The following is a 23,752-nucleotide window of genomic DNA, read 5'->3' as shown; positions in this document are numbered from 1 at the left end:
CGCGTGGCACACTCACCGGCGATGGACATATCAGGGACGCGGCTCAGAGCGCTGCGGGCGGCGGTCTTCACGGCACTGGTCGTGACGCTGTCCGCCGCTTCCCATGTGCTGCTCTCGTTCCCATGTGCTGCTCTCGCAGGCCCCGCTGCCGCTGGCCACCGTCGCCGTGCTCGCGGCCGCCGTCTTCGCCGTCGCCTACGCGCTGTCGGGCGAGGAGCGCGGTTTCGGGCGGATCGCCGCTCTGCTGATCCCGCTGGAGCTGGCCGCCGACACGGTCTTCACCGCGGGCCAGCACGCGTGTTACGGAGCTGCCGGCGGCCCGGTCACCGGGTCGCTGCGCTCGGTCGGCCTCGACGTGCTGTGCGGCGGCAGCGTCGGCGCCCGGCTGCCGGGCGTCGCGCCGGGCGCGGAGGCAGGCGGCCTCGGCGGCGTGCTGGACTCGCCCGACCCCGCCGTGCCCTGGCTGCTGCTCGCCGCCCATGTCTCGGTGGGGCTGCTCGCCGCGGCCTGGCTGCGGCGGGGCGAGGCGGCGCTCGCCGCCCTGCTGCGTTCGGTGGGGACCTTCGCCTTCCGTCCGCTGCTGCTCGCGGCCGCCGCGCTGTGCGGCAGCGAGGGCGCTCCGCGCACGACGGGCCGCCGGGGGCACCGCGAGCCCCGCTCCTCCCGTGCGCGCCTGCTGGTGCACTCCGTCGGACGGAGGGGACCCCCGCGTCCGGTCGCGCTCTGCGCGTGAACCGCGCTCTGCGCGCCCGGCCGGAAGTCCCCTGTGCCACCCCCGTCCCCATGGAGTGAATGATCATGAGCAAGCGCAACAGCCAGGCCAACAAGGCGGCGGCCCGTGAGCGGCTGCGTCTGGAGCGCGAGCGCCAGGCCAAGAAGGACAAGCTGCGCCGGCAGCTGATCGTCGCCGGCACCGGCGTGCTGGTCCTGGCGATCGCCGGCGGTGTCGGCTTCGGCATCATGCAGGCCAACAAGCCGTCCCACTGGGAGGCGGCCGCCGACGCGACCAGCGTCACCGCCCCGAAGAACACCGAGGGCAAGGACGGCACGAGTGTCGTCATCGGCAAGGCGGACGCCAAGAAGACGCTGGAGCTGTACGAGGACTCCCGCTGCCCGGTCTGTGCGGTGTTCGAGCAGGCCGTGGGCGAGACGGTCGACAAGGACGTCGAGGCCGGGAAGTACAAGATCAAGTACATCGGCGCCACGTTCATCGACAAGACCGACAACGGCGAGGGATCGAAGAACGCGCTGAGCGCGCTCGGCGCCGCTCTCGACGTGAGCCCCGACGCCTTCATGGCGTACAAGTCGGCGCTGTACTCGGAGAAGTTCCACCCCGAGGAGAGCGACGACAAGTTCGCCAAGGACGCGTACCTGCTCGAGGTCGCCGACTCGGTGCCCGCGCTGAAGAACAACAGCGAGTTCAGGAAGAACGTCGAGAACGGGACCTTCGACGCCTGGGCGATGAAGATGTCGAAGACGTTCGACGACAGCGGCGTGGGCGGCACGCCGACGCTGAGGATGGACGGCAAGAAGATCACCGCCGAGGGCAGCGACAACGCGCCCATGACGGTGGAGCAGTACACCACGGCGATCGACAAGGCCCTCAAGGGCTGAGCACACCCGCGGCGGGGCCGCGGTTGACCGTTTCCGAACGGGCGGGCGAACTTTCCGAGTTCGCCCGCCCGTTCGGCGTACCGATCAGTAGTCTGATCGGCCGTGACCAGTCGAATCACCTCAACTCCCAGTCGCCGCACGGTCGTCAAGGCCGTTGCCGCCACCGCTGTCGCCGCTCCCGCACTCGCGGTCGCAGCGGCCCCCGCCACCGCGGCGGACCAGACCCCCTCCTTCCTCCACGGCGTCGCCTCCGGCGACCCGCTGCCCGACGGCGTCCTGCTGTGGACGCGGGTCACGCCGAGCGCGGACGCCGTGCCCGGCTCCGGCAGGGGCGCGGACACGCGGGTGGACTGGGAGGTCGCGGAGGACAGGGACTTCGGGCGGGTCGTCGCCCGGGGCAGCGACACCTCCCGGGCCGCCTCGGACCACACCGTCAAGGCGGACGTCCGGGGTCTGCGTCCGGCGAGCACCTACTGGTTCCGGTTCAGGGCCGGTTCCGCCGTCTCCCCGGTCGGCCGCACGCGTACGGCTCCGGCCGCCGGCGCCGCCGCGGCCGGTGTGCGCTTCGGCGTGGTCTCGTGCGCCAACTGGGAGGCCGGCTGGTTCTCCGCGTACCGCCATCTCGCCGCCCGCCCGGACCTCGACGCGGTCCTGCATCTCGGCGACTACATCTACGAGTACGCCACGGGCGGCTACCCGGCCGAGGAGTACGTCGTGCGGCGGCACGAGCCGGGACACGAGATCACCGGCCTCGCCGACTACCGCCTGCGGCACGCCACCTACAAGACGGACGCCGATCTGCAGGCGCTGCACGCCGCGCATCCGGTGATCGCGATATGGGACGACCACGAGTTCGCCAACGACACCTGGTCGGGCGGTGCGGAGAACCACACGCCGGGCGCCGAGGGCGCGTGGGCGGAGCGGGTGGCGGCGGCCAAGCAGGCCTATTTCGAGTGGATGCCGGTGCGCGCGTCCACCGAGGGCACCGTGTACCGCAGGCTGCGTTTCGGCAAGCTGGCCGATCTGCACCTGCTGGACCTGCGCTCGTTCCGCTCACAGCAGTCGGGCATCGGCAACGGCGACGTGGACGACCCGGACCGCACGATCACCGGCCGGGCACAGCTGGACTGGCTGAAGGCGGGCCTGGCGTCCTCCGACGCCTCCTGGAAGCTGGTCGGCACCTCGGTGATGATCTCGCCGGTCGCCTTCGGCTCCCTGCCGGCGCATCTGCTCGGGCCGCTCGCCGAGCTGCTGGGGCTGCCGCAGGAAGGGCTGGCGGTCAACGTCGACCAGTGGGACGGCTACACGGACGACCGCAAGGAACTGCTGGCCCACCTGACGCAGCACAGTATCCGGAACACCGTGTTCCTCACGGGCGACATCCACATGGCCTGGGCCAACGACGTGCCGGTCAGGGCCGCCACGTACCCGTTGTCCGCGTCCGCGGCGACCGAGTTCGTGGTGACGTCGGTGACCTCCGACAACCTGGACGACATCCTCCATGTGGCGCCGGGCACGGTCTCGCTGGTCGCGCAGGCCGCGATCCGGGCGGCCAACCGCCATGTGAAGTGGGTGGACATGGACGCGCACGGCTACGGGGTCCTGGATGTGACCGCCGAGCGGACGCAGATGGACTACTACACCATCTCGGACCGGACGAACCGTGACGCAACGTCGTCGTGGTCGCGCTCCTACCGCACCCTCAGCGGAACACAGAAGGTCGAGCGCGTGAATCAGCCGGTGCGCTGACGTAGACGAGGGGCTGTTTTCAGTCACTCGTCACACTGTTAACAGAAGATCACATCACTACGACGGGTGGTGAGTTCCGCACCCATGAATGCGGACACACCACCCGTCGTCGTCACGCACTTCGTTACGCGCCGATCTCACGGGCCGGACGTGGCCGAAACCTTTCTCCCCGATGTCCGCAATGACCCAACGATTGATTGGGCTTGATCGATCCTCATCAAGATCTGACATGCACCCGTAATCTCCCCGCGGTGGCCAGGAAAGGCCCCCTCTACAACCCCCCGCGAGGAGACGTCATGCGTGCTCTTGCCCGTATATCCCCCCGTCTGCGCCACCGCGCAGTCGGTACGGCGATCATGGCCGGAACCCTGGCCATCGCGCCGCTCTCCGCCCCCGGCAGCGTCGCCGCCCCTAAGTCCGCCGTCACCGCCGCCACTTCCGCCGAGGAGTGCGTCGAGGGCACCCACGAGCACGAGAGCGCCACGGCCCGCGAGACGCGTCCCGGTGCCGGCCACGTCAACGAGCCCAACGAGGTCACCGAGGCCAAGGCGAAGGCCATGGACGCGGACCTGAAGAAGAGACTGGAAGCGGCGCGCACGAACGCCCGCGGCCTGTCCACCGCCGCCGCGGTGAACATCCCGGTCTACTTCCACGTCATCCACGACGGCGACAAGGGCAAGCTGACGAGCGCCCAGATCAGCAGCCAGATGGCGGTCCTCAACTCGGCGTTCGCCGGGCATGGCACCGGAAACGTCGACTCGGGCTTCCAGTTCACGCTGGCCGGCACCGATTACTCGAACAACCCGGCCTGGTACAACCTGGCCTCCGGCTCCACCGCCGAGAAGGAGATGAAGTCCACCCTCCGCCAGGGCGGCGCCGGCGCGCTCAACTTCTACACCGCCAACCTCAGCGGCGGCCTGCTCGGCTGGGCGACCTTCCCGACCTCGTACAGCTCCAACCCGTCGATGGACGGTGTGGTCGTCCTCGACGCCTCGCTGCCCGGCGGCACCGCCGCCAACTACGACGAGGGCGACACCGCCACCCACGAGGTCGGCCACTGGATGGGCCTCTACCACACCTTCCAGGGCGGTTGCAATGGCAACGGCGACTACGTGAGCGACACCCCGGCCGAGAAGAGCGCCGCGTACCAGTGCCCGACCGGCCGTGACACCTGCGCCAGCAAGCCCGGTGTGGACCCGATCCACAACTTCATGGACTACACGTACGACGCGTGCATGTACCAGTTCACCTCGGGCCAGGTGCAGCGCATGAAGGACCACTGGACGGCGTACCGCGCCGGCTGACACGTCTCCCGCACGGGCACGGTGCGGCAGGTCCGCGGCACCGTGCCCGACGCCGGGTCAGGTCAGGTCAGGTCATCAGAGTGTGTCGAGGAAGCCGAGGGCGGTCCGCCAGGTCCGCTCTGCGGCTTCCTCGTCGTAGTCGGGCAGATCGGGGTCCGTGTACAAGTGGCCCGCGCCCGCGTAGCGGTGGATCTCCACCTCCGCGCCCGACCGCCGCATCTGCAGGTACCAGGTGTTCAGCCAGTCGTCGGGCTCGAAGGGATCGGGGTCCGCGACGTGCAGTTGGACGGGCAGGCCGTCCGCCGACGCGCCCTCCGCGATGTCGGAGGTGCCGTGGAGCAACAGCAGCCCGCGCGCCTTCTCGTCGCCCAGCGCGAGGTTCTGCGCGATCGCGCCGCCGAGTGAGAAGCCGGCGTACACCAGCCCCTGGTCGGAATGGGGAGCGGCGGCGTGGATCGCCCGCCGCAGCAGCTCGTCCGTGCCGATCCTCTCCCTGAGCTCCCTGCCCTCCTCCACGGTCTCGGCGGTTTGCCCGTCGAACAGGTCGGGCACGCGAACCTCGTGCCCGGCCGCACGCAGCCGGTCGGCGGCCGCGTGCACCGCCGCGCGCAGACCGAAGGTCGAATGGAAAAGGATGATGTTCATCCGGCCATCCTCCCAGCCGGCCTTCGCCTCACGGAGTCAGGAGACATGGAGAACGTACTGCGCCCGTTGACCGTCGTCGGCGGATCGGTGGTGCTGACGCTGCTCGTCGGCTGGGCCGTCGACCGGCTGCTGCGCCGCGTGGACGACCGCCACCCCGAGACCCCGCTGTGGGGCATGCTGCGCCGCTGCCGCCTGCCGTTGCAGGTCGTGCTCCTCGGAGGACTGCTGCGCGCGTCGTACGGCGAGATCCACCAGCCGCTCGTACGGGACCGCAGCGCGGGCATCGGGCACATCCTGTCCCTGGTGCTGATCGGGGCCAGCGCGTGGCTGGTGACCCGGATCGTGTCGGCCGCCGTGGAGTCGACGTACGCCCGCTACGCGTCCTCGACGAGGGACCCGGCACGCGTCCGCCGGGTGCGCACGCAGGTCACGCTGATCATGCGCATCGTCACCGCGGTCGTGGCCGTCGTGGCCGTCGCCGCGATGCTCCTGACCTTCCCCGGCATGGAGAAGGTGGGCACCTCGATGCTGGCCTCGGCGGGCATCATCGGCATCGTCGCGGGCGTGGCCGCGCAGTCGACGCTCGGCAACCTGTTCGCCGGCTTCCAGATCGCGTTCGGCGACATGGTGCGCATCGGCGACACCGTGGTGGTCGACGGCGAGTGGGGGATGGTCGAGGAGGTGACGCTCACCTTCCTGGCCGTGCGGACCTGGGACGAGCGGCGGATCACGATGCCCGTGTCGTACTTCACCAGCAAGCCGTTCGAGAACTGGTCCCGCGGCGGCGCGCAGATGACGGGCACCGTCTTCTTCCACCTGGACCACTCGGCGCCGGTGGCGCTGATGCGGGAGAAGCTGCTGGAGATCCTGGAGGACTGCCCCGCCTGGGACCGCCGCGACTGGAGCCTCGCCGTCACGGACACCACGCCCAGCACGATCCAGGTGCGGGCCGTGGTGACGGCGAAGGACGCCGACGACGTCTGGACGGCCCGGTGCACGGTGCGTGAGCAGATGGTGGCCTGGCTGTGCGAGAAGCACCCGTACGCGCTGCCGCGCATCGCGACGTCGGCGGCCTCGCTGCCGCCGTCGGACCAGTGGCCCGCGCACTCCTCCGCACCGGTGCCCGGCCCCGTCCCCGTACAGGACGACTCCCCGCGCACGGGCCGCGGCTGACGCCCCGGCCGCTGCGTCCGTGGCGCGGCGGCTGTCCCCACGGCAGGGACGTCCCTACCCTGGGCGCGTGACCTCTGTGCCGCGGCGCCTCGTCTGGGCGGTCGAACAGCTGGACGTACGGCCGGACGACCGTGTGCTCGAGATCGGCTGCGGCCCCGGCGTCGCGCTCGATCTGGTTGCCGGGCGGCTGACCACCGGCACCGTCACCGCGATCGACCGCTCGGCGCACGCCGTCGACGCGGCCCGCCGGCGCAACCGCGCGCACATCACGGACGGCCGCGCCGAGGTGCGGCAGGTCGCCCTCGCCGAACTGCCGCCCGGCGGGGACCGGTTCGACAAGATCTTCGCGGTGAACGTCAACGTCTTCTGGACGTGCGCCGCCGAGCGCGAAGTGGCCCTGTTGCGCGGCCTGCTGGCCCCGGGCGGCACGCTGTCGCTGTTCTACGAGCCCCCGGAGCACGGCAGGGCGCGCGAGCTGGAGGGCATCCTCCTGCCCAAGCTCACCTGGCCGGGTGCGACCACGGTGATCTCGACGGGCCGGACGGAGGGATCCACGCTGCTCGGCGTCCAGGTCACCGTGGTCTGACGAGGTCACTGCGGCCCGGCCCGGAGCGGCGGAGGCTCACCGCAGACTGTGCACGTCCAGGTGCCGCAGCACCCGGTCCACGATCTCCGGGTCCGCGCCCGGTTCGTTGCGCGCCGAGAGCACCGCGTGGCGCGCGGCCGACATCATCTCCCGCTGGATGCGCCGCACCGTCGCCATCCGCTCGGTCCGCTTCGCGAACCAGTCGCGCCGCTCGTCGTCCACGATGTCCGGGCTGATCCGTGCGCCCATCTCGACGGCGCCACGATGGAGCCGCTCGCTGACATCCTCGGGCAGGTCCTCCTCGGCCTCGATCTCCTTGAGCCGGGCCCTCGCCGCCCGCGCCGCCCGGACGGCGAGGCTGCGCTCCAGCTCACGCTCGGCGCCGGTGTCCGCGCGCACCCCGAGCCGCCGGACCAGCCACGGCAGGGTCAGGCCCTGGCAGACCAGGGTCGCCATGATGACGGCGAACGCGATGAAGATGATCACCTCGCGCATCGGGAACCCCGTGCCGTGGTCCGTCTCCAGCGGGATCGCGAGGGCGAGGGCGACCGATGCCACGCCCCGCATCCCCGCCCAGCACAGGACGACGGTCTCCCGCCAGCTGGTGGGCACGTCCTCGTCGTAGTCGCGCAGGTGGTGCATCCGTTTGGCGAGCCAGGCCGCGGGCAGCAGCCACAGCAGCCGTACGCCGACGACGACCGCGACGACCACGGCGCTCCAGCCGAGCAGCCGCCCGAGCCGCCCGTCGGCGGTACCGAAGACGTTGTGCAGTTCGAGGCCGATGAGCCCGAAGGCGACCCCGGTGACGAGGGTGTCGACGATCTGCCAGAACGTGCTCCCGGCCAGCCGGCCCATCACGTCGTCCGGGTCCGCGGTGCGCTCGGCGAGGAACAGCGCGGTGGTCAGGACGGCGAGGACCCCGGAGCCCATCAGCTCCTCCGCCAGCACATAGCTGACGAACGGCACCATCAGCGAGAGGCCGACCTGCAGGGTCGCGTCGCCGAGCAGCCCCATCAGCTTGTCCGAGAGCCAGCCGAGCACGAGCCCCACCGCCACGGCGACCACGGCCGACAGCACCAGCTCCCCCGCGGCGACCCCCCAGGAGAACTCGCCGCTCACGGCCGCCGCGATCGCCACGTGGTAGAGCACGATGGCCGTGACGTCGTTGAACAGCCCCTCCCCCTCCATGATCGACACCAGTCGGCGCGGCAGCCCCAGCGAGCCCGCGACGGCCGTGGCCGCCACGGGGTCGGGAGGCGCGACCAGCGCGCCGAGCACGACCGCCGCGGCGATCGGCAGGCCGGGGACCACGGCATGGGCGACGGCCGCGACCGCCGCGGTCGTGACGAACACGAGCGCGACGGCGAGCAGCAGGATGGGCCGGGCGTTCGCGGTGAACTGCCGCCAGGAGGTGCGCTGGACGGCCGCGTACAGCAACGGCGGCAGCAGCAGCGGGAGGATGAGATCGGGCGGCACGTCGACGTTCGGTACGAACGGCAGCAGGGCCAGCACGATCCCGGCGAGCGTCATCAGCACCGGCGCGGGCAGCCCGAGCCGCTGTCCCAGCGGCACGGTCACCACGGCGCCGAACAACAGGGCGAACAAAAGGGCCAATTGGTCCACGATGGTCCTCCGCCGGCCTGGAACCTTGAGGATCAAGGTCTCAACCCTGACACGGGGACCGGCCGGGCCGCTTACACGGCTAGCCCGCCGGGGTGCTCAGGAACGCAGGTCGCGCCGCATGGACCGGTGCGGTATCCCGGCGTCGAGGAACTCGGCGCCGTACGCCTCGTAGCCGAGCCGCTCGTAGAAGCCCAGCGCGTGGGTCTGCGCATGCAGGTCGACCGCCGCGAGGCCCCGGTCGCGCGCCGCGTCCTCGATGGCGCGCACCAGCGCCACGCCCACGCCGAGCCCGCGCGCGTCCCTGGTCACCGCGAGCCGACCGAGCGAGCCGACCGTGAGGTCGCCGCCGGTCCGGTCGGCGGCGGCCGCGCCGTGCAGCAGGCGGCCGGTGCCCAGCGGCACACCGTCCGCGCGGACCGCGAGGACGTGGACGGTGCCGGCGTCCTCGGCGTCGTGGGCGTCGTACTCGATGTCCTCGGGCACCCGCTGCTCGGCGACGAAGACCTCCTTGCGGACGGCGAAGCACGCCTCACGGTCTTCGGGGCCGGCCGCGACCCGCACGGTGTACGCGGTCACGCACTCTCCGCGGCGATCGTCTCCAGGGCCTGCTGGAGGTCGTCCGGGTACTTGCTCGCGAACTCGACCCACTGCCCGTCCGAGGGGTGCTCGAACCCGAGCCGCACCGCGTGCAGCCACTGCCGGGTCAGGCGGAGGCGCTTGGCCATCGTGGGGTCGGCGCCGTACGTCAGGTCACCGACGCAGGGGTGGCGGTGCGCCGCCATGTGCACCCGGATCTGGTGCGTGCGGCCGGTCTCCAGCTTGATGTCCAGCAGCGACGCCGCCCGGAACGCCTCGATGAGGTCGTAGTGCGTCACCGACGGCTTGCCCTCCGCCGTGACCGCCCACTTGTAGTCCAGGCTGGGGTGCCGGCCGATGGGGGCGTCGATGGTGCCGCTCAGCGGGTCGGGATGGCCCTGCACGAGGGCGTGGTAGCGCTTGTCGACCGTACGCTCCCGGAACTGCTGCTTGAGCAGCGTGTACGCCCGCTCCGACTTGGCGACCACCATCAGCCCGGAGGTGCCGACGTCGAGACGGTGCACGATGCCCTGGCGCTCGGCGGCTCCCGAGGTGGAGATGCGGTAGCCCGCCGCGGCGAGTCCGCCGATCACGGTGGTCCCGGTCCAGCCGGGGCTCGGGTGCGCGGCGACGCCGACCGGCTTCATGATCACGACGATGTCGTCGTCGTCGTGCACGATCTCCATGCCCTCGACGGGCTCGGCCACGATCTGCACCGGCGCGGGCGCCTGGGGCATCTCCACCTCGAGCCAGGCGCCGCCGCGCACCCGCTCGGACTTGCCGACGACCGAGCCGTCGACCTGCACCTTCCCGGCTGCGGCGAGCTCGGCCGCCTTCGTACGGGAGAACCCGAACATACGGGAGATGGCGGCGTCGACGCGCTCGCCCTCCAGGCCGTCGGGTACGGGCAGGGTGCGGATCTCGGGAAGGGTACTCACCCGTCGAGTATGCCTTGTCAGTCCTTGTGGACGGTCCCGTCGGGGTCCAGGCCCCGGAACGACAGCAGCACGATGAGCACACCGCCGCAGACGATCGCGGAGTCGGCGAGGTTGAAGACGGCGAAGTGCGCGGGCGCGATGAAGTCGACGACCGCGCCCTCGAAGACGCCGGGCGAGCGGAAGATCCGGTCGGTGAGGTTGCCGAGCGCACCGCCGAGCAGCAGGCCGAGCGCGATCGCCCAGGGCAGGCTGTACAGCTTGCGCGCCAGCCGGATGATCACGACGATCACGCTCGCCGCGATGAAGGTGAAGATGATGGTGAAGGCCTCGCCCATGCCGAAGGCGGCGCCGGGGTTGCGGACCGCCTCGAACTTCAGCAGATCGCCGATGATCTCGATCGGCGCGTGGTGCTCCAGCTTCTCCACCACGATGATCTTGCTGACCAGGTCCAGCAGATAGGCCACGAGGGCCACTGCGAAGAGCGCGACGACCCTGCGCCTGCCCTGGGGCTTCTCGGCAGGTGCCGCCGCCTCGTCGTCAACATCTGGCGTACCGATGATGCGCTCCGCCTCTGCCACGTGAGTCCCTCAACCTAGGTGCCTGACTGAGGACGAGGGTACGGCACACGGGTGCGCCACACGGGTGCGGTGTCAGCTCCGCCGCTCCTGCTTCTGCTTGCACTCGACGCACAGGGTCGCGCGGGGGAACGCCTGCATACGGGCCTTGCCGATCGGTTTGCCGCAGCTCTCGCAGAGACCGTAGGTCCCCGCGTCCAGCCGCTGCAGCGCCCGCTCGGTCTGCTCCAGCATCTCCCGGGCGTTGGCGGCGAGCGCCATCTCGTGCTCGCGCGTGATGTTCTTCGTGCCGGTGTCGGCCTCGTCGTCGCCCGCTCCGTCGCCGGAGTCCCGCATGAGCCCGACGAGCGCGGTCTCGGACGAGGTGATCTCGGCGGTGAGGCGGGCCGCCTCGCCCGCGAGCTCCGCCCTCGCCTCGGCGACCTCCTCGGGGGTCCAGGGGTCCTCGCCGGGCCGTACCGCCAGCTCACCGGCCGGGGTCGCGGCCGCCGCACGGGCGGTGGGCACCGCCACCGCGCTTCCGGCTCCGCCCGACACCCTGCCCGCGGTCTTCTTCGCTGCCACCGTCCTGGCTCCTGTCTGCTGTGCGGCCTCGGCCGCGGATGCGGCTTTCTTCGTGGCCTTCCTGGCCGCCGGCCTCTTGGCGGCGGCCTTCTTCCCCGACACGTCCCCGCGCCCGCCGGGCTCCTCCCCGACGCCTGCCTCGCCGCCCGTGCCGGCCGGGGCTTTGCCCTTGCCGGCACCGGGCCCGGCGGTCGCCTTGCGCCGCGCGGCCGTGCCGCCGGACCCCGCGGGCTCTTCGCCTTGAGCGGCAGCACGGGCCTTACCGGCACCGGCGACCGCCTGCGCACGCCGGCCCTTGCCTGCACCGACCCCGGCGGCCTTGCGCCGCGCAGCCGTGCCGCCCGACACCGCAGGCTCTCCGCCGCCGGCGGCCGCACGAGCCTGTCCGGCACCGGCGGCCTCACCGGCCACCGCCGTGCCGCCCGCCGCCGCAGGCTCGTCACCCGCCGGGACCGCCCGCGCACGCCGGCCTTTGCCTGCACCGACCCCGGCGGCCTTGCGACGCGCAGCCGTGCCGCCCGACACCGCAGGCTCTCCGCCGCCGGCGGCCGCAGCGGCCTCGGCGGCCCTGCTGTCCGCGGTGTCCGCCGCCTTCCCGGCGGTCGAGCGGAACGTGGTTGCCTTGGCCTCGGCAGCTGCCTGCGCTCGCCCGCCCCGCGCGGCCGACTGTCCGGCAGCACTCTTCTCGGCGGCGGCCTTCTTGGCGGCCGGGCCGGTCGCGGCCGACCCGGCCTCCGCTGCCGCACCGGCGGTGGCCTTTCCGGTCGTGGCCTTTCCGGTCGTGGCCTTGCGCGCCGCCTTTTTGGCGGGGGCCGCCTGCTCGGCAGCCCCACCACCGGCGGTGGTCTTCGCGCGCGCGGCCTTCCGCGCCGCCTTCTTGCCGACGGCCTCGGCCGGCTCGGCCGCATCCACGCCGCCGGCGGCCTTGCCGCGTGCGCGCTTCACCGGCTCCGGGTCCCGCGTACGCGGTGCCTTTCCGGCGGCAGTGGCTGCCTTCTTCCCGGCCGGCCCGGCCGACCCGGCCGCCCGCTTCGCGGCCCTGGTGCCGGGCGACGGGGACTCGCCTGCCTCCGGCGCGGCCTGGGCACGCCGGGTCGTCCGGCCGGCCGACCCGGCCGCGGTCGGCTTCTTCGCAGGCGCGGCCTCATCCGCGACGGCTCCCGCCGGCTCGGGGACGCGTTCCGCGGGGGTCTTCCGGGGCATGCGTCGCCCCGAGCGCGCCGTCCGGGACGTGGCGACGGAACGCGCTGACGCCGTCTTCTCGGCGGTCTTCTTCGCCACCATCACCGCGGCCCCTTCACATATTGTGATCTTGCTCGCGAATCGTGCTGGGACGATAAATCGACACCAGCCCTGCGGCAACGGGGCACGCCGCCGGTTCGGCCCCGCCCCGGGCTGCGAGGAGCCGGGCCTGCATCCGTTGTGCCCAGCTCCCCGCCCCGTAATCCGCTCCAGCGGCACGCCCCGCCCGCGGAACCGTCCGTATGGCCATTCGGGTCAACGGCACCACCACGCCACGGCGCTGCGAAAAGCGGTCGGCCGCCCCTCGCCGCGGCCCGTACACTGGGCGGAGCGAAAGGCGTGGATGGGGACGAGTAGCGGCGTACGCAGCCATGAGCGACCCGGGGACGGTGAGAGCCCGGGGGCGAGCGCGACGTGAAGCATCACCCCGGAGCCGCCGGAAGAAAGCCAGCAGGCGAGTAGACCCGGCGTCGCGACCCCAATGAGGGGGCGGTGACCTGTGCACCGCCAAGGAGGGTGGTACCGCGGAAGCCGCGCGAGCATCGGCTTTCGTCCCTCCGGACGGAACGACGAACAGTCCGCCGGAGGAGACGATGACACCGCCGCAGTACCGCCAGGTGCCCGCTCAGGTAGACCTGCCCGCGCTCGAGCACGCCGTGCTCGACTTCTGGCGCGAGAGCAAGATCTTCGCGAAGAGCCTGGAGCAGTCCGAGGGCCGTCCCGAGTGGGTGTTCTACGAGGGCCCGCCCACGGCCAACGGCATGCCCGGTGCCCACCACATCGAGGCCCGCGTCTTCAAGGACGTCTTCCCCCGCTTCCGCACCATGCGCGGCTACCACGTCGCCCGCAAGGCCGGCTGGGACTGCCACGGTCTGCCCGTCGAGCTCGCCGTCGAGAAGGAGCTCGGCTTCTCCGGCAAGAAGGACATCGAGGCGTACGGCATCGCGGAGTTCAACGCCAAGTGCCGCGAGTCGGTGACCCGCCACACGGACGCGTTCGCGGAGCTCACGACCCGCATGGGCTACTGGGTCGACCTCGACGACGCGTACCGCACGATGGACCCGGACTACGTGCAGTCCGTGTGGTGGTCGCTCAAGGAGATCTTCGGCAAGGGCCTGCTGGTCCAGGACCACCGTGTCGCCCCCTGGTGCCCGCGCTGCGGCACGGGCCTGTCGGACCACGAGCTGGCGCAGGGCTACGAGACGGTCGTCGACCCGTCCGTCTTCGTGCGCTTCCCGCTGACCTCCGGCCCGCTCGCGGGCGAGGCCGCACTGCTGGTGTGGACGACGACCCCATGGACGCTGGTGTCCAACACCGCCGTCGCCGCCCACCCCTCCGTCACGTACGTCGTCGCGACGAACGGCGAGGAGAAGCTGGTCGTCGCCGAGCCGCTGCTGGAGAAGGCGCTCGGCGAGGGCTGGGAGGCCACCGGGCAGACGTTCACGGGCGCGGAGATGGAGCGCTGGACGTACCAGCGCCCCTTCGAGCTCGTGGAGTTCCCCGAGCCCGCGCACTACATCGTCAACGCCGAGTACGTGACGACCGAGGACGGTACGGGTCTGGTCCACCAGTCCCCCGCATTCGGTGAGGACGACCTCAAGGTCTGCCGCTCCTACGGCCTGCCGGTCGTCAACCCGGTCCGCCCCGACGGCACCTTCGAGGAGGACGTCCCGCTGGTCGGCGGCGTCTTCTTCAAGAAGGCCGACGAGGCGCTCACGGCCGACCTCCAGGCCCGGGAGCTGCTCTTCAGGCACATCCCGTACGAGCACAGCTACCCGCACTGCTGGCGCTGCCACACCGCCCTGCTCTACTACGCGCAGCCGTCCTGGTACATCCGCACCACCGCGATCAAGGACCGGCTGCTCGCGGAGAACGAGGCGACCAACTGGTTCCCGGACTCCGTCAAGCAGGGCCGGTACGGCGACTGGCTCAACAACAACATCGACTGGGCGCTCTCCCGCAACCGCTACTGGGGCACCCCGCTGCCCATCTGGCGCTGCGCGGACGACCACCTCACCTGCGTCGGCTCGCTCGCGGAGCTGTCCGAGCTGACCGGCACGGACCAGTCGGGGCTGGACCCGCACCGCCCGTTCATCGACGAGGTGACGTTCGCCTGCCCGCAGGACGGCTGCGGCCGGACGGCGACGCGCGTGCCGGAGGTGATCGACGCCTGGTACGACTCGGGCTCGATGCCGTTCGCGCAGTGGGGCTACCCCTACAAGAACAAGGAGATCTTCGAGAAGCGCTACCCGGCGCAGTTCATCTCGGAGGCGATCGACCAGACGCGTGGGTGGTTCTACACGCTGATGGCCGTCGGCACCCTGGTCTTCGACAAGTCGTCGTACGAGAACGTGGTGTGCCTCGGCCACATCCTCGCCGAGGACGGCCGCAAGATGTCCAAGCACCTGGGCAACATCCTGCAGCCGATCCCGCTGATGGACCAGCACGGCGCAGACGCGGTCCGCTGGTTCATGGCAGCCGGCGGCTCCCCCTGGGCGGCTCGCCGCGTCGGCCACGGCACGATCCAGGAGGTGGTGCGGAAGACCCTCCTCACGTACTGGAACACGGTCGCCTTCCAGGCCCTGTACGCCCGTACGTCGAACTGGGCGCCGTCGGCGGCGGATCCGGCCCCGGCCGAGCGCACGGTCCTGGACCGCTGGCTGCTGTCCGAGCTGCACGCGCTGGTGGACCAGGTCACACAGGCCATGGAGGCGTACGACACCCAGCGCGCCGGCAAGCTGCTGTCCGCGTTCGTCGACGACCTGTCGAACTGGTACGTGCGCCGGTCGCGCCGCCGCTTCTGGCAGGGCGACAAGGCCGCGCTGCGCACGCTGCACGACGTGGTCGAGACCGTCACCCGGCTGATGGCGCCGCTGACCCCGTTCATCACCGAGCGGGTGTGGCAGGACCTGATCGTCCCGGTGACGCCGGACGCCCCCGAGTCGGTGCACCTGTCCTCGTGGCCGGCCGCCGACCTGGACGCGATCGACCCGACGCTGTCGTCCCAGATGGCGCTGGTGCGCCGGCTGGTCGAGCTGGGCCGCGCGACGCGGGCCGAGTCCGGTGTGAAGACCCGCCAGCCCCTGTCCCGCGCCCTGGTGGCGGCGGCCGGTTTCGAGTCCCTCTCCCCCGACCTGCACGCGCAGATCACCGAGGAGCTGAACGTCTCCTCGCTGGCGTCGCTGTCGGAGGTCGGCGGCTCGCTGGTCGACACGACGGCGAAGGCGAACTTCCGCGCCCTCGGCAAGCGCTTCGGCAAGGGCGTGCAGGACGTGGCCAAGGCGGTCGCCGCGGCGGACGCGGCGGCGCTGTCCCTGGCACTGCGCTCGGGCGAGGCCGCGCTGGAGGTCGACGGCGAGACGATCACCCTGTCCCCGGAGGAGGTCATCATCACGGAGACCCCCCGCGAGGGCTGGTCGGTGGCGTCCGACTCGGGCGCGACGGTCGCCCTCGACCTGGAGATCACGCCGGAGCTGCGCCGGGCGGGCCTGGCGCGTGACGCGATCCGCCTGATCCAGGAGGCGCGCAAGAACAGCGGCCTGGACGTCGCGGACCGGATCGCGCTGCGGTGGAGCTCGACGGACGCCGAGGTGTCGTCGGCGCTGGCGGACCATGCGTCGCTGATCGCGGACGAGGTGCTGGCGACGGACTTCGCGGAGGGTGAGGCGGATACGTCGTACGGCTCGCCCTTCGAGGACGAGGGCCTGTCGCTGACGTTCCGCCTGCGGAAGGCGTAGCGCGCGGCGCGCGAGGGGCCCGGCAGCGCAAGCGACGCTAGCGTCGCGCAAGCTGCCGGGCCCCTTCGTTTCCGGCGGCTCCGTGCCTGGGGCAAGGTCGGAGCCCGGGGCTTCCCCTGCCCGCCCTCCCCTACGGCCTGGCGGCCGTGGGTGGTGCCCCCATCTTCGTACCGCGCTCCGCGGTGTCCTCCCTGCCGGACGGGCTGCACAGCGCACACGCAAAGGGCCGGGCCCGGAGCGCATACGCACTCCGGGCCCGGCCCCGCAGTCTGCCGACGGCTACGCGCGCTGCGCGCGCAGCCCCGTCAGTTGTCGTCCTCGTCGATCAGGAAGCCCCGCATCGGCGACGGCGCCTGCTGCATCGGCTGCGGCGCCTGCGGCCGCACCGGTGCCATCGGCTGGGTCATCGCCGGCGACATCTGCTGCTGACCGCCGTACGACGGGCCCGACGGCGACGGGCCGTGGCCGCCCATCGTCTGGTTGCTGCCGTAGGACGGCGCGCTCGCACCGGCCGGAGCCATGGAGGGCGCCGGGGACGGCGGCAGCGACGCGGTCGCCGGGGTGCGCGGCGGTGCCAGCGAGTCGTCGGCCTGGGTCTCCAGCTGACGCAGCTGGCTCTCCAGGTACGACTTCAGACGCGTGCGGTACTCGCGCTCGAAGCCCCGCAGGTCCTCGACCTTGCGCTCCAGCGTGGCGCGCGCGGACTCCAGCGAGCCCATCGCGACGCGGTGCTTCTCCTGGGCGTCCCGCTCGAGGGCGTCGGCCTTGGCCCGGGCGTCACGCTCGAGACCCTCGGCACGCGAACGCGCCTCTCCGACGATCTTGTTGGCCTCGGAACGGGCCTCGGCGATCGCCTGGTCGGCCGTCTGCTGGGCCAGCGAGAGCACGCGCGCGGCGCTGTCGCCACCGGGGCCCTGACCCATCGGGCCGCCCTGCGGGCCGCCGTGACCGCCCATGGGGCCGCCCATCGGGCCACCCATGGGACCGCCCTGCATCGGACCGGGGCCCATGGGGCCGCCGGGACCCTGCGGGCCGCCGTGGCTGGGACCGGCCGGCAGCTGAGGAGCACCACCGGGCAGCTGGGGCGGACCCATCTGCGGAGGCTGCTGCTGGACCGGCGGTCCGGATATGGCAGCGGGCACGGGAGCGCCCGGACCGCGGCCGTCCTGCGGCTCCGGCGGCTTGCGCATCCCCTGCTGCTGGTTCTGCGCCGCCGCACGGGTCGCCGCGGCCAGCTTGGCGCGCAGGTCCTCGTTCTCGCGGAGCAGGCGGGTCAGTTCGGCCTCGACCTCGTCGAGAAAGGCATCGACCTCGTCCTCGTCATAGCCTTCTCGGAGGCGGACGGTCGTGAACTGCTTGTTCCGCACGTCCTCGGGGGTCAGCGGCATCTCTTCTTCACCTCTACGTAGTCGTCGGCAGTCGGCAGGACCGTATCGCTCACATCGAGTTCCCCACTCCACGAACGATGGAGATCAGGATGTAGACGATGATCATCAGAACGAAGAAGGACAGGTCGAGTGCCACGCCCCCGAGACGCAACGGCGGGATGAACCGCCGCAGAAGCTTGAGCGGTGGATCGGTGACAGTGTAGGTGGCCTCCAGAACGACCACCATCGCCTTACCGGGTTGCCATGAACGGGCGAACTGGAAGACGTAGTCCATGACAAGCCGGAAGATCAGGACAACGAGGAAGCACATCAGCGCGATGTAGACCACCTGTAGTGCGACGCTCATCCCGCGCTTCCCTCTCCCCTGGATCCCATCTCAGCCGGCCTCTCGGCCGGGTCGTTCCCGGTGTCGTTCTCAGCTCTGGTTGAAGAATCCGCCCTCTGCGATGCGGGCCTTGTCCTCCGCCGTGACATCGACGTTAGCAGGAGACAACAGGAACACCTTCTGCGTCACCCTCTCAATGCTGCCATGCAGACCGAAGACGAGACCCGCGGCAAAGTCGACAAGTCGCTTCGCGTCGGTGTCGTCCATCTCCGTCAGATTCATGATCACAGGCGTGCCCTCGCGGAAGTGTTCCCCGATGGTACGGGCCTCGTTGTAGGTCCGCGGGTGCAACGTGGTGATGCGGTAGGGCTCCCGCTCGGACACGACCTTGGGCATGATCACCGGTGCGTTCTTCTCCAGGTTCGGACGTTCGGGTGTGATGGATGCCACGGGCGCGATACGCGCCGGGCGTCCGCTCTCGACAGGCAGGGGGGCGGGCTCGCGCTGGGCGGGCGGCGCCGTCACCCGGACCGGTTCCTCCCGCTCGACCTGGTGCGGGGGCTGATGCCGCCGGTGCTCCCGCTCCGGCTCCGGCTCGGGTTCGAAGTCGTCATCGGGGTCGAAGCCCCGGCCGTCGTACCCATCGTCCTCCACGAGGCCGAGGTAGACCGCCATCTTGCGCATCGCGCCGGCCATTCTCTGAGTCCTCCGCTCTGTGGTGGATCGGCTTGCGTCACCAAGTGCCCGCGATCCACTGGGTCAGTCCGCTATGGGCGAAATGACCATATTTTCTACTGTGGTCCGACTTGCTTCGCGACGTTACCCGAGCCTGGGTCGGACTCCGAGTACCGCCGTACCGACGCGCACATGTGTCGCTCCGGCCGCCACGGCCTGTTCAAGGTCCGCACTCATGCCTGCTGACACCATGTTCGCAGCCGGATGGGCCACGCGCAGGCCGGATGACAATTCCATCAGCCGCTCGAACGCCGCCTGTTGCCGTCCCGCGTACGGTCCGGCGAGCGGCGCGACGGTCATCAGTCCGTCGAGCCGCAGTCCTGGTGAGTCCGCGATCGCCGCCGCCACCCCCTCGACGCCGTCCGGCGCGACGCCGCCCCGGGCGCCCTGCTGCCCCGACTCGGCGTCCAGCGCCACCTGCACGAGGCAGCCGAGTTCGCGCTCGGCGCGCTCGGCGGCCGCCGACAGGGCGGAAACGAGCTTGAGCCGGTCGACAGACTGCACGACATCGGCATAACTCGCGACAGAACGGACTTTGTTGGTCTGCAACTGACCCACGAAGTGCCAGTGCAGGTTCAGATCCGCACAGGCGGCGGCCTTCGGCGCCGCGTCCTGGTCACGGTTCTCCGCCACATGACGCACCCCCAGTTCATGGAGGAGGCGAACATCACTGGCCGGGTAGGTCTTGGTGACCACGATGAGGGTCACCTCCTCCCGCTCGCGGCCGGCGGCCGCGCAGGCTGCGGCGATCCGTTCCTCCACCTTCGCGAGATTGGCGGCAAGTTCGGTTCTGCGGTCGGTCATGCCTGTTCCCGGTCCTCTTCTTCCCGGCCCTCGAGCCAGACGTATCCGGCGAGCCGTCCGGTGGTCCGGTCACGGCGGTACGAGTAGTGGTCGCGCGACTCGAGGGTGCAGACCCGCGATCCGCGCAGGTCCCTCACTCCGAGTGCGGTCAACTGGGCGTGCACCGCGGCGGTGACGTCGACGGCCGGGGTGCCCCAGCTGGTCTCGGACCAGGCGGCGGGTTCCGCTTCGGCCACTTCTGCCCGCATCTGCTCGGGTACTTCGTAGCAACGACCGCATACGGCAGGTCCGGTGCGGGCGATGATCCGTTCCGGTTCGGCGCCGAGCGAGACCATCGCCTCGACGGTCGCGGGCACGACGCCGGCGACCGTTCCGGGCCGGCCCGCGTGCGCCGCGCCCACGACGCCCGCGACCGGGTCGGCGAGCAGAACGGGCGTGCAGTCGGCGGTGAGCACCGCGAGGGCGAGTCCGCGCCGGGCTGTGACCACACCGTCAACCGGCGGGATCTCCGCGTCCCCCCACGGTGCGTCGACCCGGGCCACGTCCCTGCCGTGGACCTGGTTCATCCAGACGACCCCGGCCGGGTCGAGTCCGAGTGCCCTCGCGGCGATCGCGCGGTTGGTCCGCACGGCCTCGGGGTCGTCGCCGACCGCGCCGCCGAGGTTGAGCTCCTCGTACGGAACGGCGCTCACCCCGCCCCACCTGTCGGTGAAGGCGAAGTGCGCGCCGCTCTCGTCTATCGCGTCGTGCTGCACTGTCACTTCAGGAAGTCCGGAACATCCAGCTCTTCGGCCTGGGTGTCGTACGGACGGGCCGAGGGCACCTGCGGCGAGGCCGGCGCCGTGAGGTCCTGCGCCACGGGGGCCGGCTCGGCGGGGGCCTGGGGCTCCTCGCGTACGGGCACGGTGCCGAGGCCGCTCGCCGGGCGCGAGCTCTCGGTGCGCTGCGGGGCGGCGGGCTCCTCGCGCTTGGCGGACGCGGAGCCGATCACGTTCTCCCGGCGGGCCGGGGGCTGACCGCCGTCGAAGCCGGCCGCGATGACGGTCACGCGGACCTCGTCGCCCAGGGCGTCGTCGATGACGGCGCCGAAGATGATGTTCGCCTCGGGGTGGGCGGCCTCGCTCACCAGCTGGGCGGCCTCGTTGATCTCGAAGAGGCCGAGGTCGCTGCCGCCGGAGATGGACAGCAGCACGCCGCGGGCGCCGTCGATGGACGCCTCCAGCAGCGGCGAGGAGATCGCCATCTCGGCCGCGGCCACCGCGCGGTCGTCGCCGCGGGCCGAGCCGATGCCCATGAGCGCCGATCCGGCCTCCGACATCACGGACTTGACGTCGGCGAAGTCGAGGTTGATCAGACCCGGGGTGGTGATGAGGTCGGTGATGCCCTGGACACCCGACAGCAGCACCTGGTCCGCGGACTTGAACGCGTCGAGGACGCTCACCTGGCGGTCCGAGATGGACAGCAGCCGGTCGTTGGGGATGACGATGAGGGTGTCGACCTCTTCGCGGAGCTCGGCGATGCCGTCCTCCGCCTGGTTCGCGCGCCTGCGGCCCTCGAAGGTGAAGGGGCGGGTGACGACGCCGATGGTCAGGGCGCCGAGCGAGCGGGCGATGTTGGCGACGACGGGCGCGCCGCCGGTGCCGGTGCCGCCGCCCTCGCCCGCGGTGACGAAGACCATGTCGGCCCCCTTGAGGACCTCCTCGATCTCTTCGCGGTGGTCCTCTGCCGCCTTGCGACCGACTGCCGGGTTGGCTCCGGCGCCGAGGCCTCGGGTGAGTTCACGGCCCACGTCGAGCTTGACGTCGGCGTCGCTCATCAACAGCGCTTGCGCGTCCGTATTGATCGCGATGAACTCGACGCCCTTGAGACCGACCTCGATCATTCGGTTGATGGCATTGACACCACCGCCGCCGACACCGATGACCTTGATGACTGCGAGGTAGTTCTGCGGTGCTGCCACGTCGAAGGCCTCTCGCCTCGATTTACGTGTCGCCGCCTCGCGGGGCTGCGCTGCGACGACTGATGTCGAATGGGGACGGCCCGACCAGCTTGCTGCCGACCCGAACCCTAACGGTGAAGTTTAGGGTTACCAGTGTGTCTGTTCCCTTGACTCTTCCGAACAGGACACTAAGTCGACAAGTGGCGCACGTTCAACGAACACGCCGAACCTCCCGTTTTTCTTTTCACCCTATGTGATCACGCGCAGCCGTGACCAACCAGGGTGCTGGCCTGCACATATGCGCGTCAACTCCCCGATACCGCAGGGGCGGTGGGGGCGCTCACGTCGAAGTGGCGTGCGGCGGGCGCTGCTTTCATCAGCGCCACGAGTGTGCGAGCCTTCGCCTCGCCGTCCTCGGCGCTCCCCCACACCACGGTCCGATCTCCCTTGAGCTCAAGGGAGATGTGATCGTATGACCGCACCGTGAGGGTGGTCAGGTCGCGGGTGACCCGGTGGGGCAGATCGCCCCGGACCCGTACGGCCTCCGCGAGCAGCCGGTCGGCCCCGAAACGCTTGAGGCTCGGGGATGCGGCCGTCGTCAACTCCAGTCGCGGGACCCCCTTCGGGGCCGTCTCGACGGTGGCGAACCGGACGCTCTCGGCGTCCACTTCGATAAACTTTCCGCCCTTTTCGAGCACCAGGACCGGTCGCCGCTCGGTCACCTGCAGACCGATTCCGTGCGGCCACGACCGCACGACCTCGACCGCGCCGATGCGGGGCAGTTCGCGCAGCAGCCGCGCCTCGATGGCGTCCGTGTCGACGGCGATCAGCGGGGCGCCGAGAGGCACCGCCGCCGCCTCCTCCACCTGCTGGGGTGTGAGCACCCGGGTACCGGTGGTCGACACGTGTTCGGCGCGCAGCCACTTCGAGCCGTACAGGAGCCAGATCGCCCCGCCGGCGAGGAGGACGGCGGCGACGGCGACGGCGAGAGCGCGCGGGCCGGGCCTGCGTGACCGGCCGGCGCCGTCGTCCGGGCGGGGCGGGCGGACCGGTCCCTCGGACCCGGCGGATCCGTCACGGGGGTTTCGTGCACCGCGTTCGGCGGTGGTCGGTCCGGCCACGCTCCCTGCCTTCTCACGCCTGGCGGCGTGCAGCAATCGCCTCGTACACCATGCCGACGAGGAGGTCGTCGGCGTCCCGGCGGCCGAACTCGGCGGCCGCGCGCGACATCTCGTAGAGCCGGTGCGGATCGGCGAGCACCGGGAGGACGTTGCCCTGGACCCACTCGGGGGTCAGCTCGGCGTCGTCGACCAGCAGTCCACCGCCCGCCTTCACCACCGGCTGGGCGTTCAGCCGCTGTTCGCCGTTGCCGATCGGCAGCGGGACGTATGCGGCGGGCAGGCCCACGGCGGAGAGTTCGGCGACGGTCATCGCGCCCGCGCGGCAGAGCATCATGTCGGCCGCGGCGTACGCGAGATCCATCCGGTCCACGTACGGTACCGGCACATAGGGCGGCATCCCGGGCATGTTGTCCACGTGCGGCAGTTCGTTCTTGGGGCCGACCGCGTGGAGGATCTGGATGCCGGAGCGCTGGAGCACCGGAGCGATCTGCTGGATGACCTCGTTGAGGCGCCGGGCGCCCTGCGAGCCGCCGGACACCAGCAGCGTCGGCAGGTTGGGGTCGAGACCGAAGGCCGCGCGGGCCTCGGGACGCACCCGGGCGCGGTCGAGGGTCGCGATGGAGTGGCGCAGCGGGATGCCGATGTAGCGGGAGTTGCGCAGCTTGCTGTCGGGCGTCGCGACGGCGACCCCCGCGGCGTACCGCGAGCCGATCTTGTTGGCGAGGCCGGGACGGGCGTTGGCCTCGTGGACGACGATCGGCACGCCGAGGCGCTTGGCCGCGAGGTAGCCGGGCAGGGCGACGTAGCCGCCGAAGCCGACGACGCAGTCGGCCTTGGTGCGCTCCAGGACCTGCTCGGCCGCCTTGATGGTGCCGCGCAGCCGTCCGGGGACGGTGATCAGCTCGGGGGTGGGCTTGCGCGGCAGCGGAACGGCGGGAATGAGCGCCAACTCGTAACCCCGCTCGGGGACGAGCCTGGTCTCGAGTCCGCGCTCCGTGCCGAGGGCTGTGATCCCCACGGTCGGGTCCTGCCTGCGCAGGGCGTCCGCGAGGGCGAGCGCGGGCTCGATGTGGCCGGCGGTCCCCCCGCCGGCGAGTACGACATGCACCGAAAT

General features: G+C 71.4%; 20 protein-coding genes and 1 pseudogene. 7 read left to right on the top strand and 14 right to left on the bottom strand.

Annotated elements, in window-relative coordinates; all coding sequences use genetic code 11:
* The first annotated feature begins 21 nt into the window (after positions 1-21).
* The 4 genes and pseudogenes from QFZ82_RS29105 to QFZ82_RS29090 all read left to right on the top strand — a co-directional run bounded on the left by QFZ82_RS29105 (position 22) and on the right by QFZ82_RS29090 (position 4,667).
* Positions 22-733 (top strand): annotated as a pseudogene (locus QFZ82_RS29105) (hypothetical protein).
* A gap of 65 nt (positions 734-798) precedes the next feature.
* Positions 799-1,614 carry a thioredoxin domain-containing protein gene (locus tag QFZ82_RS29100; protein WP_307715971.1) on the top strand — a complete coding sequence of 272 codons (816 nt, stop codon included), beginning with the start codon at positions 799-801 and terminating at the stop codon, positions 1,612-1,614.
* 102 nt (positions 1,615-1,716) lie between these two features.
* Entirely contained in the window at positions 1,717-3,363 is a 1,647-nt protein-coding gene (locus tag QFZ82_RS29095; RefSeq protein ID WP_307715970.1) for an alkaline phosphatase, read from the top strand.
* Between the two features lie 296 nt (positions 3,364-3,659).
* A complete protein-coding gene (locus QFZ82_RS29090; RefSeq protein ID WP_307715969.1) occupies positions 3,660-4,667 on the top strand; it encodes a zinc metalloprotease in 1,008 nt (335 codons plus the stop codon).
* A gap of 75 nt (positions 4,668-4,742) precedes the next feature.
* Here the strand turns inward: QFZ82_RS29090 and QFZ82_RS29085 are convergent, their stop codons facing one another.
* Complete coding sequence (locus QFZ82_RS29085; RefSeq protein WP_307715968.1) at positions 4,743-5,312, bottom strand: dienelactone hydrolase family protein; 570 nt, start codon at positions 5,310-5,312, stop codon at positions 4,743-4,745.
* Between the two features lie 45 nt (positions 5,313-5,357).
* Between QFZ82_RS29085 and QFZ82_RS29080 the strand changes: the two genes are divergently transcribed.
* Both QFZ82_RS29080 and QFZ82_RS29075 read left to right on the top strand, forming a co-directional pair.
* Positions 5,358-6,485 (top strand): mechanosensitive ion channel family protein, encoded by a 1,128-nt coding sequence (locus QFZ82_RS29080; RefSeq protein WP_307715967.1) that lies wholly within the window; start codon positions 5,358-5,360, stop codon positions 6,483-6,485.
* 67 nt (positions 6,486-6,552) lie between these two features.
* Entirely contained in the window at positions 6,553-7,071 is a 519-nt protein-coding gene (locus QFZ82_RS29075; protein ID WP_307715966.1) for a cyclopropane-fatty-acyl-phospholipid synthase family protein, read from the top strand.
* Positions 7,072-7,107: 36 nt separating this feature from the next.
* Here the strand turns inward: QFZ82_RS29075 and QFZ82_RS29070 are convergent, their stop codons facing one another.
* The 5 genes from QFZ82_RS29070 to QFZ82_RS29050 form a co-directional block, all read right to left on the bottom strand.
* Positions 7,108-8,694, bottom strand: a complete 1,587-nt coding sequence (locus tag QFZ82_RS29070; protein WP_307715965.1) for a Na+/H+ antiporter — start codon at positions 8,692-8,694, stop codon at positions 7,108-7,110.
* A gap of 96 nt (positions 8,695-8,790) precedes the next feature.
* Positions 8,791-9,270, bottom strand: a complete 480-nt coding sequence (locus QFZ82_RS29065) for a GNAT family N-acetyltransferase (RefSeq protein ID WP_307715964.1) — start codon at positions 9,268-9,270, stop codon at positions 8,791-8,793.
* Complete coding sequence (locus QFZ82_RS29060; RefSeq protein WP_307715963.1) at positions 9,267-10,208, bottom strand: RluA family pseudouridine synthase; 942 nt, start codon at positions 10,206-10,208, stop codon at positions 9,267-9,269. Before QFZ82_RS29060 ends, QFZ82_RS29065 begins: the two co-directional genes overlap by 4 nt.
* Before the next feature lie 17 nt (positions 10,209-10,225).
* Positions 10,226-10,786 carry a signal peptidase II gene (gene lspA, locus QFZ82_RS29055; RefSeq protein ID WP_307715962.1) on the bottom strand — a complete coding sequence of 187 codons (561 nt, stop codon included), beginning with the start codon at positions 10,784-10,786 and terminating at the stop codon, positions 10,226-10,228.
* 72 nt (positions 10,787-10,858) lie between these two features.
* Positions 10,859-12,631 carry a TraR/DksA C4-type zinc finger protein gene (locus QFZ82_RS29050; protein ID WP_307715961.1) on the bottom strand — a complete coding sequence of 591 codons (1,773 nt, stop codon included), beginning with the start codon at positions 12,629-12,631 and terminating at the stop codon, positions 10,859-10,861.
* Between the two features lie 551 nt (positions 12,632-13,182).
* Between QFZ82_RS29050 and ileS the strand changes: the two genes are divergently transcribed.
* A complete protein-coding gene (gene ileS, locus QFZ82_RS29045; RefSeq protein WP_307715960.1) occupies positions 13,183-16,326 on the top strand; it encodes an isoleucine--tRNA ligase in 3,144 nt (1,047 codons plus the stop codon).
* A 305-nt stretch (positions 16,327-16,631) separates the two neighbouring features.
* On the opposite strand, the gene QFZ82_RS29040 is transcribed toward ileS, so the two are convergent.
* The 8 genes from QFZ82_RS29040 to murG form a co-directional block, all read right to left on the bottom strand.
* Positions 16,632-17,714 (bottom strand): DivIVA domain-containing protein, encoded by a 1,083-nt coding sequence (locus QFZ82_RS29040; protein ID WP_307715959.1) that lies wholly within the window; start codon positions 17,712-17,714, stop codon positions 16,632-16,634.
* Positions 17,715-17,763: 49 nt separating this feature from the next.
* Entirely contained in the window at positions 17,764-18,060 is a 297-nt protein-coding gene (locus QFZ82_RS29035) for a YggT family protein (RefSeq protein WP_177148724.1), read from the bottom strand.
* 69 nt (positions 18,061-18,129) lie between these two features.
* Complete coding sequence (locus tag QFZ82_RS29030) at positions 18,130-18,735, bottom strand: cell division protein SepF (RefSeq protein ID WP_307715958.1); 606 nt, start codon at positions 18,733-18,735, stop codon at positions 18,130-18,132.
* Positions 18,736-18,858: 123 nt separating this feature from the next.
* On the bottom strand, positions 18,859-19,578 hold the full coding sequence (locus QFZ82_RS29025; protein ID WP_307715957.1) for a YggS family pyridoxal phosphate-dependent enzyme: 720 nt from the start codon (positions 19,576-19,578) through the stop codon (positions 18,859-18,861).
* Positions 19,575-20,339 carry a peptidoglycan editing factor PgeF gene (pgeF, locus tag QFZ82_RS29020; RefSeq protein ID WP_307715956.1) on the bottom strand — a complete coding sequence of 255 codons (765 nt, stop codon included), beginning with the start codon at positions 20,337-20,339 and terminating at the stop codon, positions 19,575-19,577. The genes QFZ82_RS29025 and pgeF overlap by 4 nt, the downstream gene beginning before the upstream one ends.
* Entirely contained in the window at positions 20,336-21,538 is a 1,203-nt protein-coding gene (ftsZ, locus tag QFZ82_RS29015) for a cell division protein FtsZ (protein WP_307715955.1), read from the bottom strand. The genes pgeF and ftsZ overlap by 4 nt, the downstream gene beginning before the upstream one ends.
* Before the next feature lie 284 nt (positions 21,539-21,822).
* Positions 21,823-22,638, bottom strand: coding sequence for a cell division protein FtsQ/DivIB (locus tag QFZ82_RS29010; RefSeq protein ID WP_307715954.1), 816 nt, complete (start codon positions 22,636-22,638; stop codon positions 21,823-21,825).
* A 13-nt stretch (positions 22,639-22,651) separates the two neighbouring features.
* On the bottom strand, positions 22,652-23,746 hold the full coding sequence (murG, locus tag QFZ82_RS29005; RefSeq protein ID WP_307715953.1) for an undecaprenyldiphospho-muramoylpentapeptide beta-N-acetylglucosaminyltransferase: 1,095 nt from the start codon (positions 23,744-23,746) through the stop codon (positions 22,652-22,654).
* Positions 23,747-23,752: the final 6 nt, after the last annotated feature.

This window comes from Streptomyces sp. V4I23 (genome assembly GCF_030817975.1).
In the GTDB taxonomy this organism is placed as follows: domain Bacteria; phylum Actinomycetota; class Actinomycetes; order Streptomycetales; family Streptomycetaceae; genus Streptomyces.
The sequence above is the reverse complement of the archived record's forward strand: the minus strand, read 5'-3'. Positions and strand labels throughout refer to the sequence as shown.

Bases quoted from the DNA above. Each gene is read 5' to 3' on its own strand.
- QFZ82_RS29100 (WP_307715971.1), top strand. From the start codon at position 799: ATGAGCAAGCGCAACAGCCAGGCCAACAAGGCGGCGGCCCGTGAGCGG.
- QFZ82_RS29085 (WP_307715968.1), bottom strand. From the start codon at position 5,312: ATGAACATCATCCTTTTCCATTCGACCTTCGGTCTGCGCGCGGCGGTG.
- QFZ82_RS29025 (WP_307715957.1), bottom strand. From the start codon at position 19,578: ATGACCGACCGCAGAACCGAACTTGCCGCCAATCTCGCGAAGGTGGAG.
- ileS (WP_307715960.1), top strand. From the start codon at position 13,183: ATGACACCGCCGCAGTACCGCCAGGTGCCCGCTCAGGTAGACCTGCCC.
- QFZ82_RS29090 (WP_307715969.1), top strand. From the start codon at position 3,660: ATGCGTGCTCTTGCCCGTATATCCCCCCGTCTGCGCCACCGCGCAGTC.
- QFZ82_RS29080 (WP_307715967.1), top strand. From the start codon at position 5,358: ATGGAGAACGTACTGCGCCCGTTGACCGTCGTCGGCGGATCGGTGGTG.
- QFZ82_RS29040 (WP_307715959.1), bottom strand. From the start codon at position 17,714: ATGCCGCTGACCCCCGAGGACGTGCGGAACAAGCAGTTCACGACCGTC.
- QFZ82_RS29050 (WP_307715961.1), bottom strand. From the start codon at position 12,631: ATGGTGGCGAAGAAGACCGCCGAGAAGACGGCGTCAGCGCGTTCCGTC.
- QFZ82_RS29030 (WP_307715958.1), bottom strand. From the start codon at position 18,735: ATGGCCGGCGCGATGCGCAAGATGGCGGTCTACCTCGGCCTCGTGGAG.
- QFZ82_RS29035 (WP_177148724.1), bottom strand. From the start codon at position 18,060: ATGAGCGTCGCACTACAGGTGGTCTACATCGCGCTGATGTGCTTCCTC.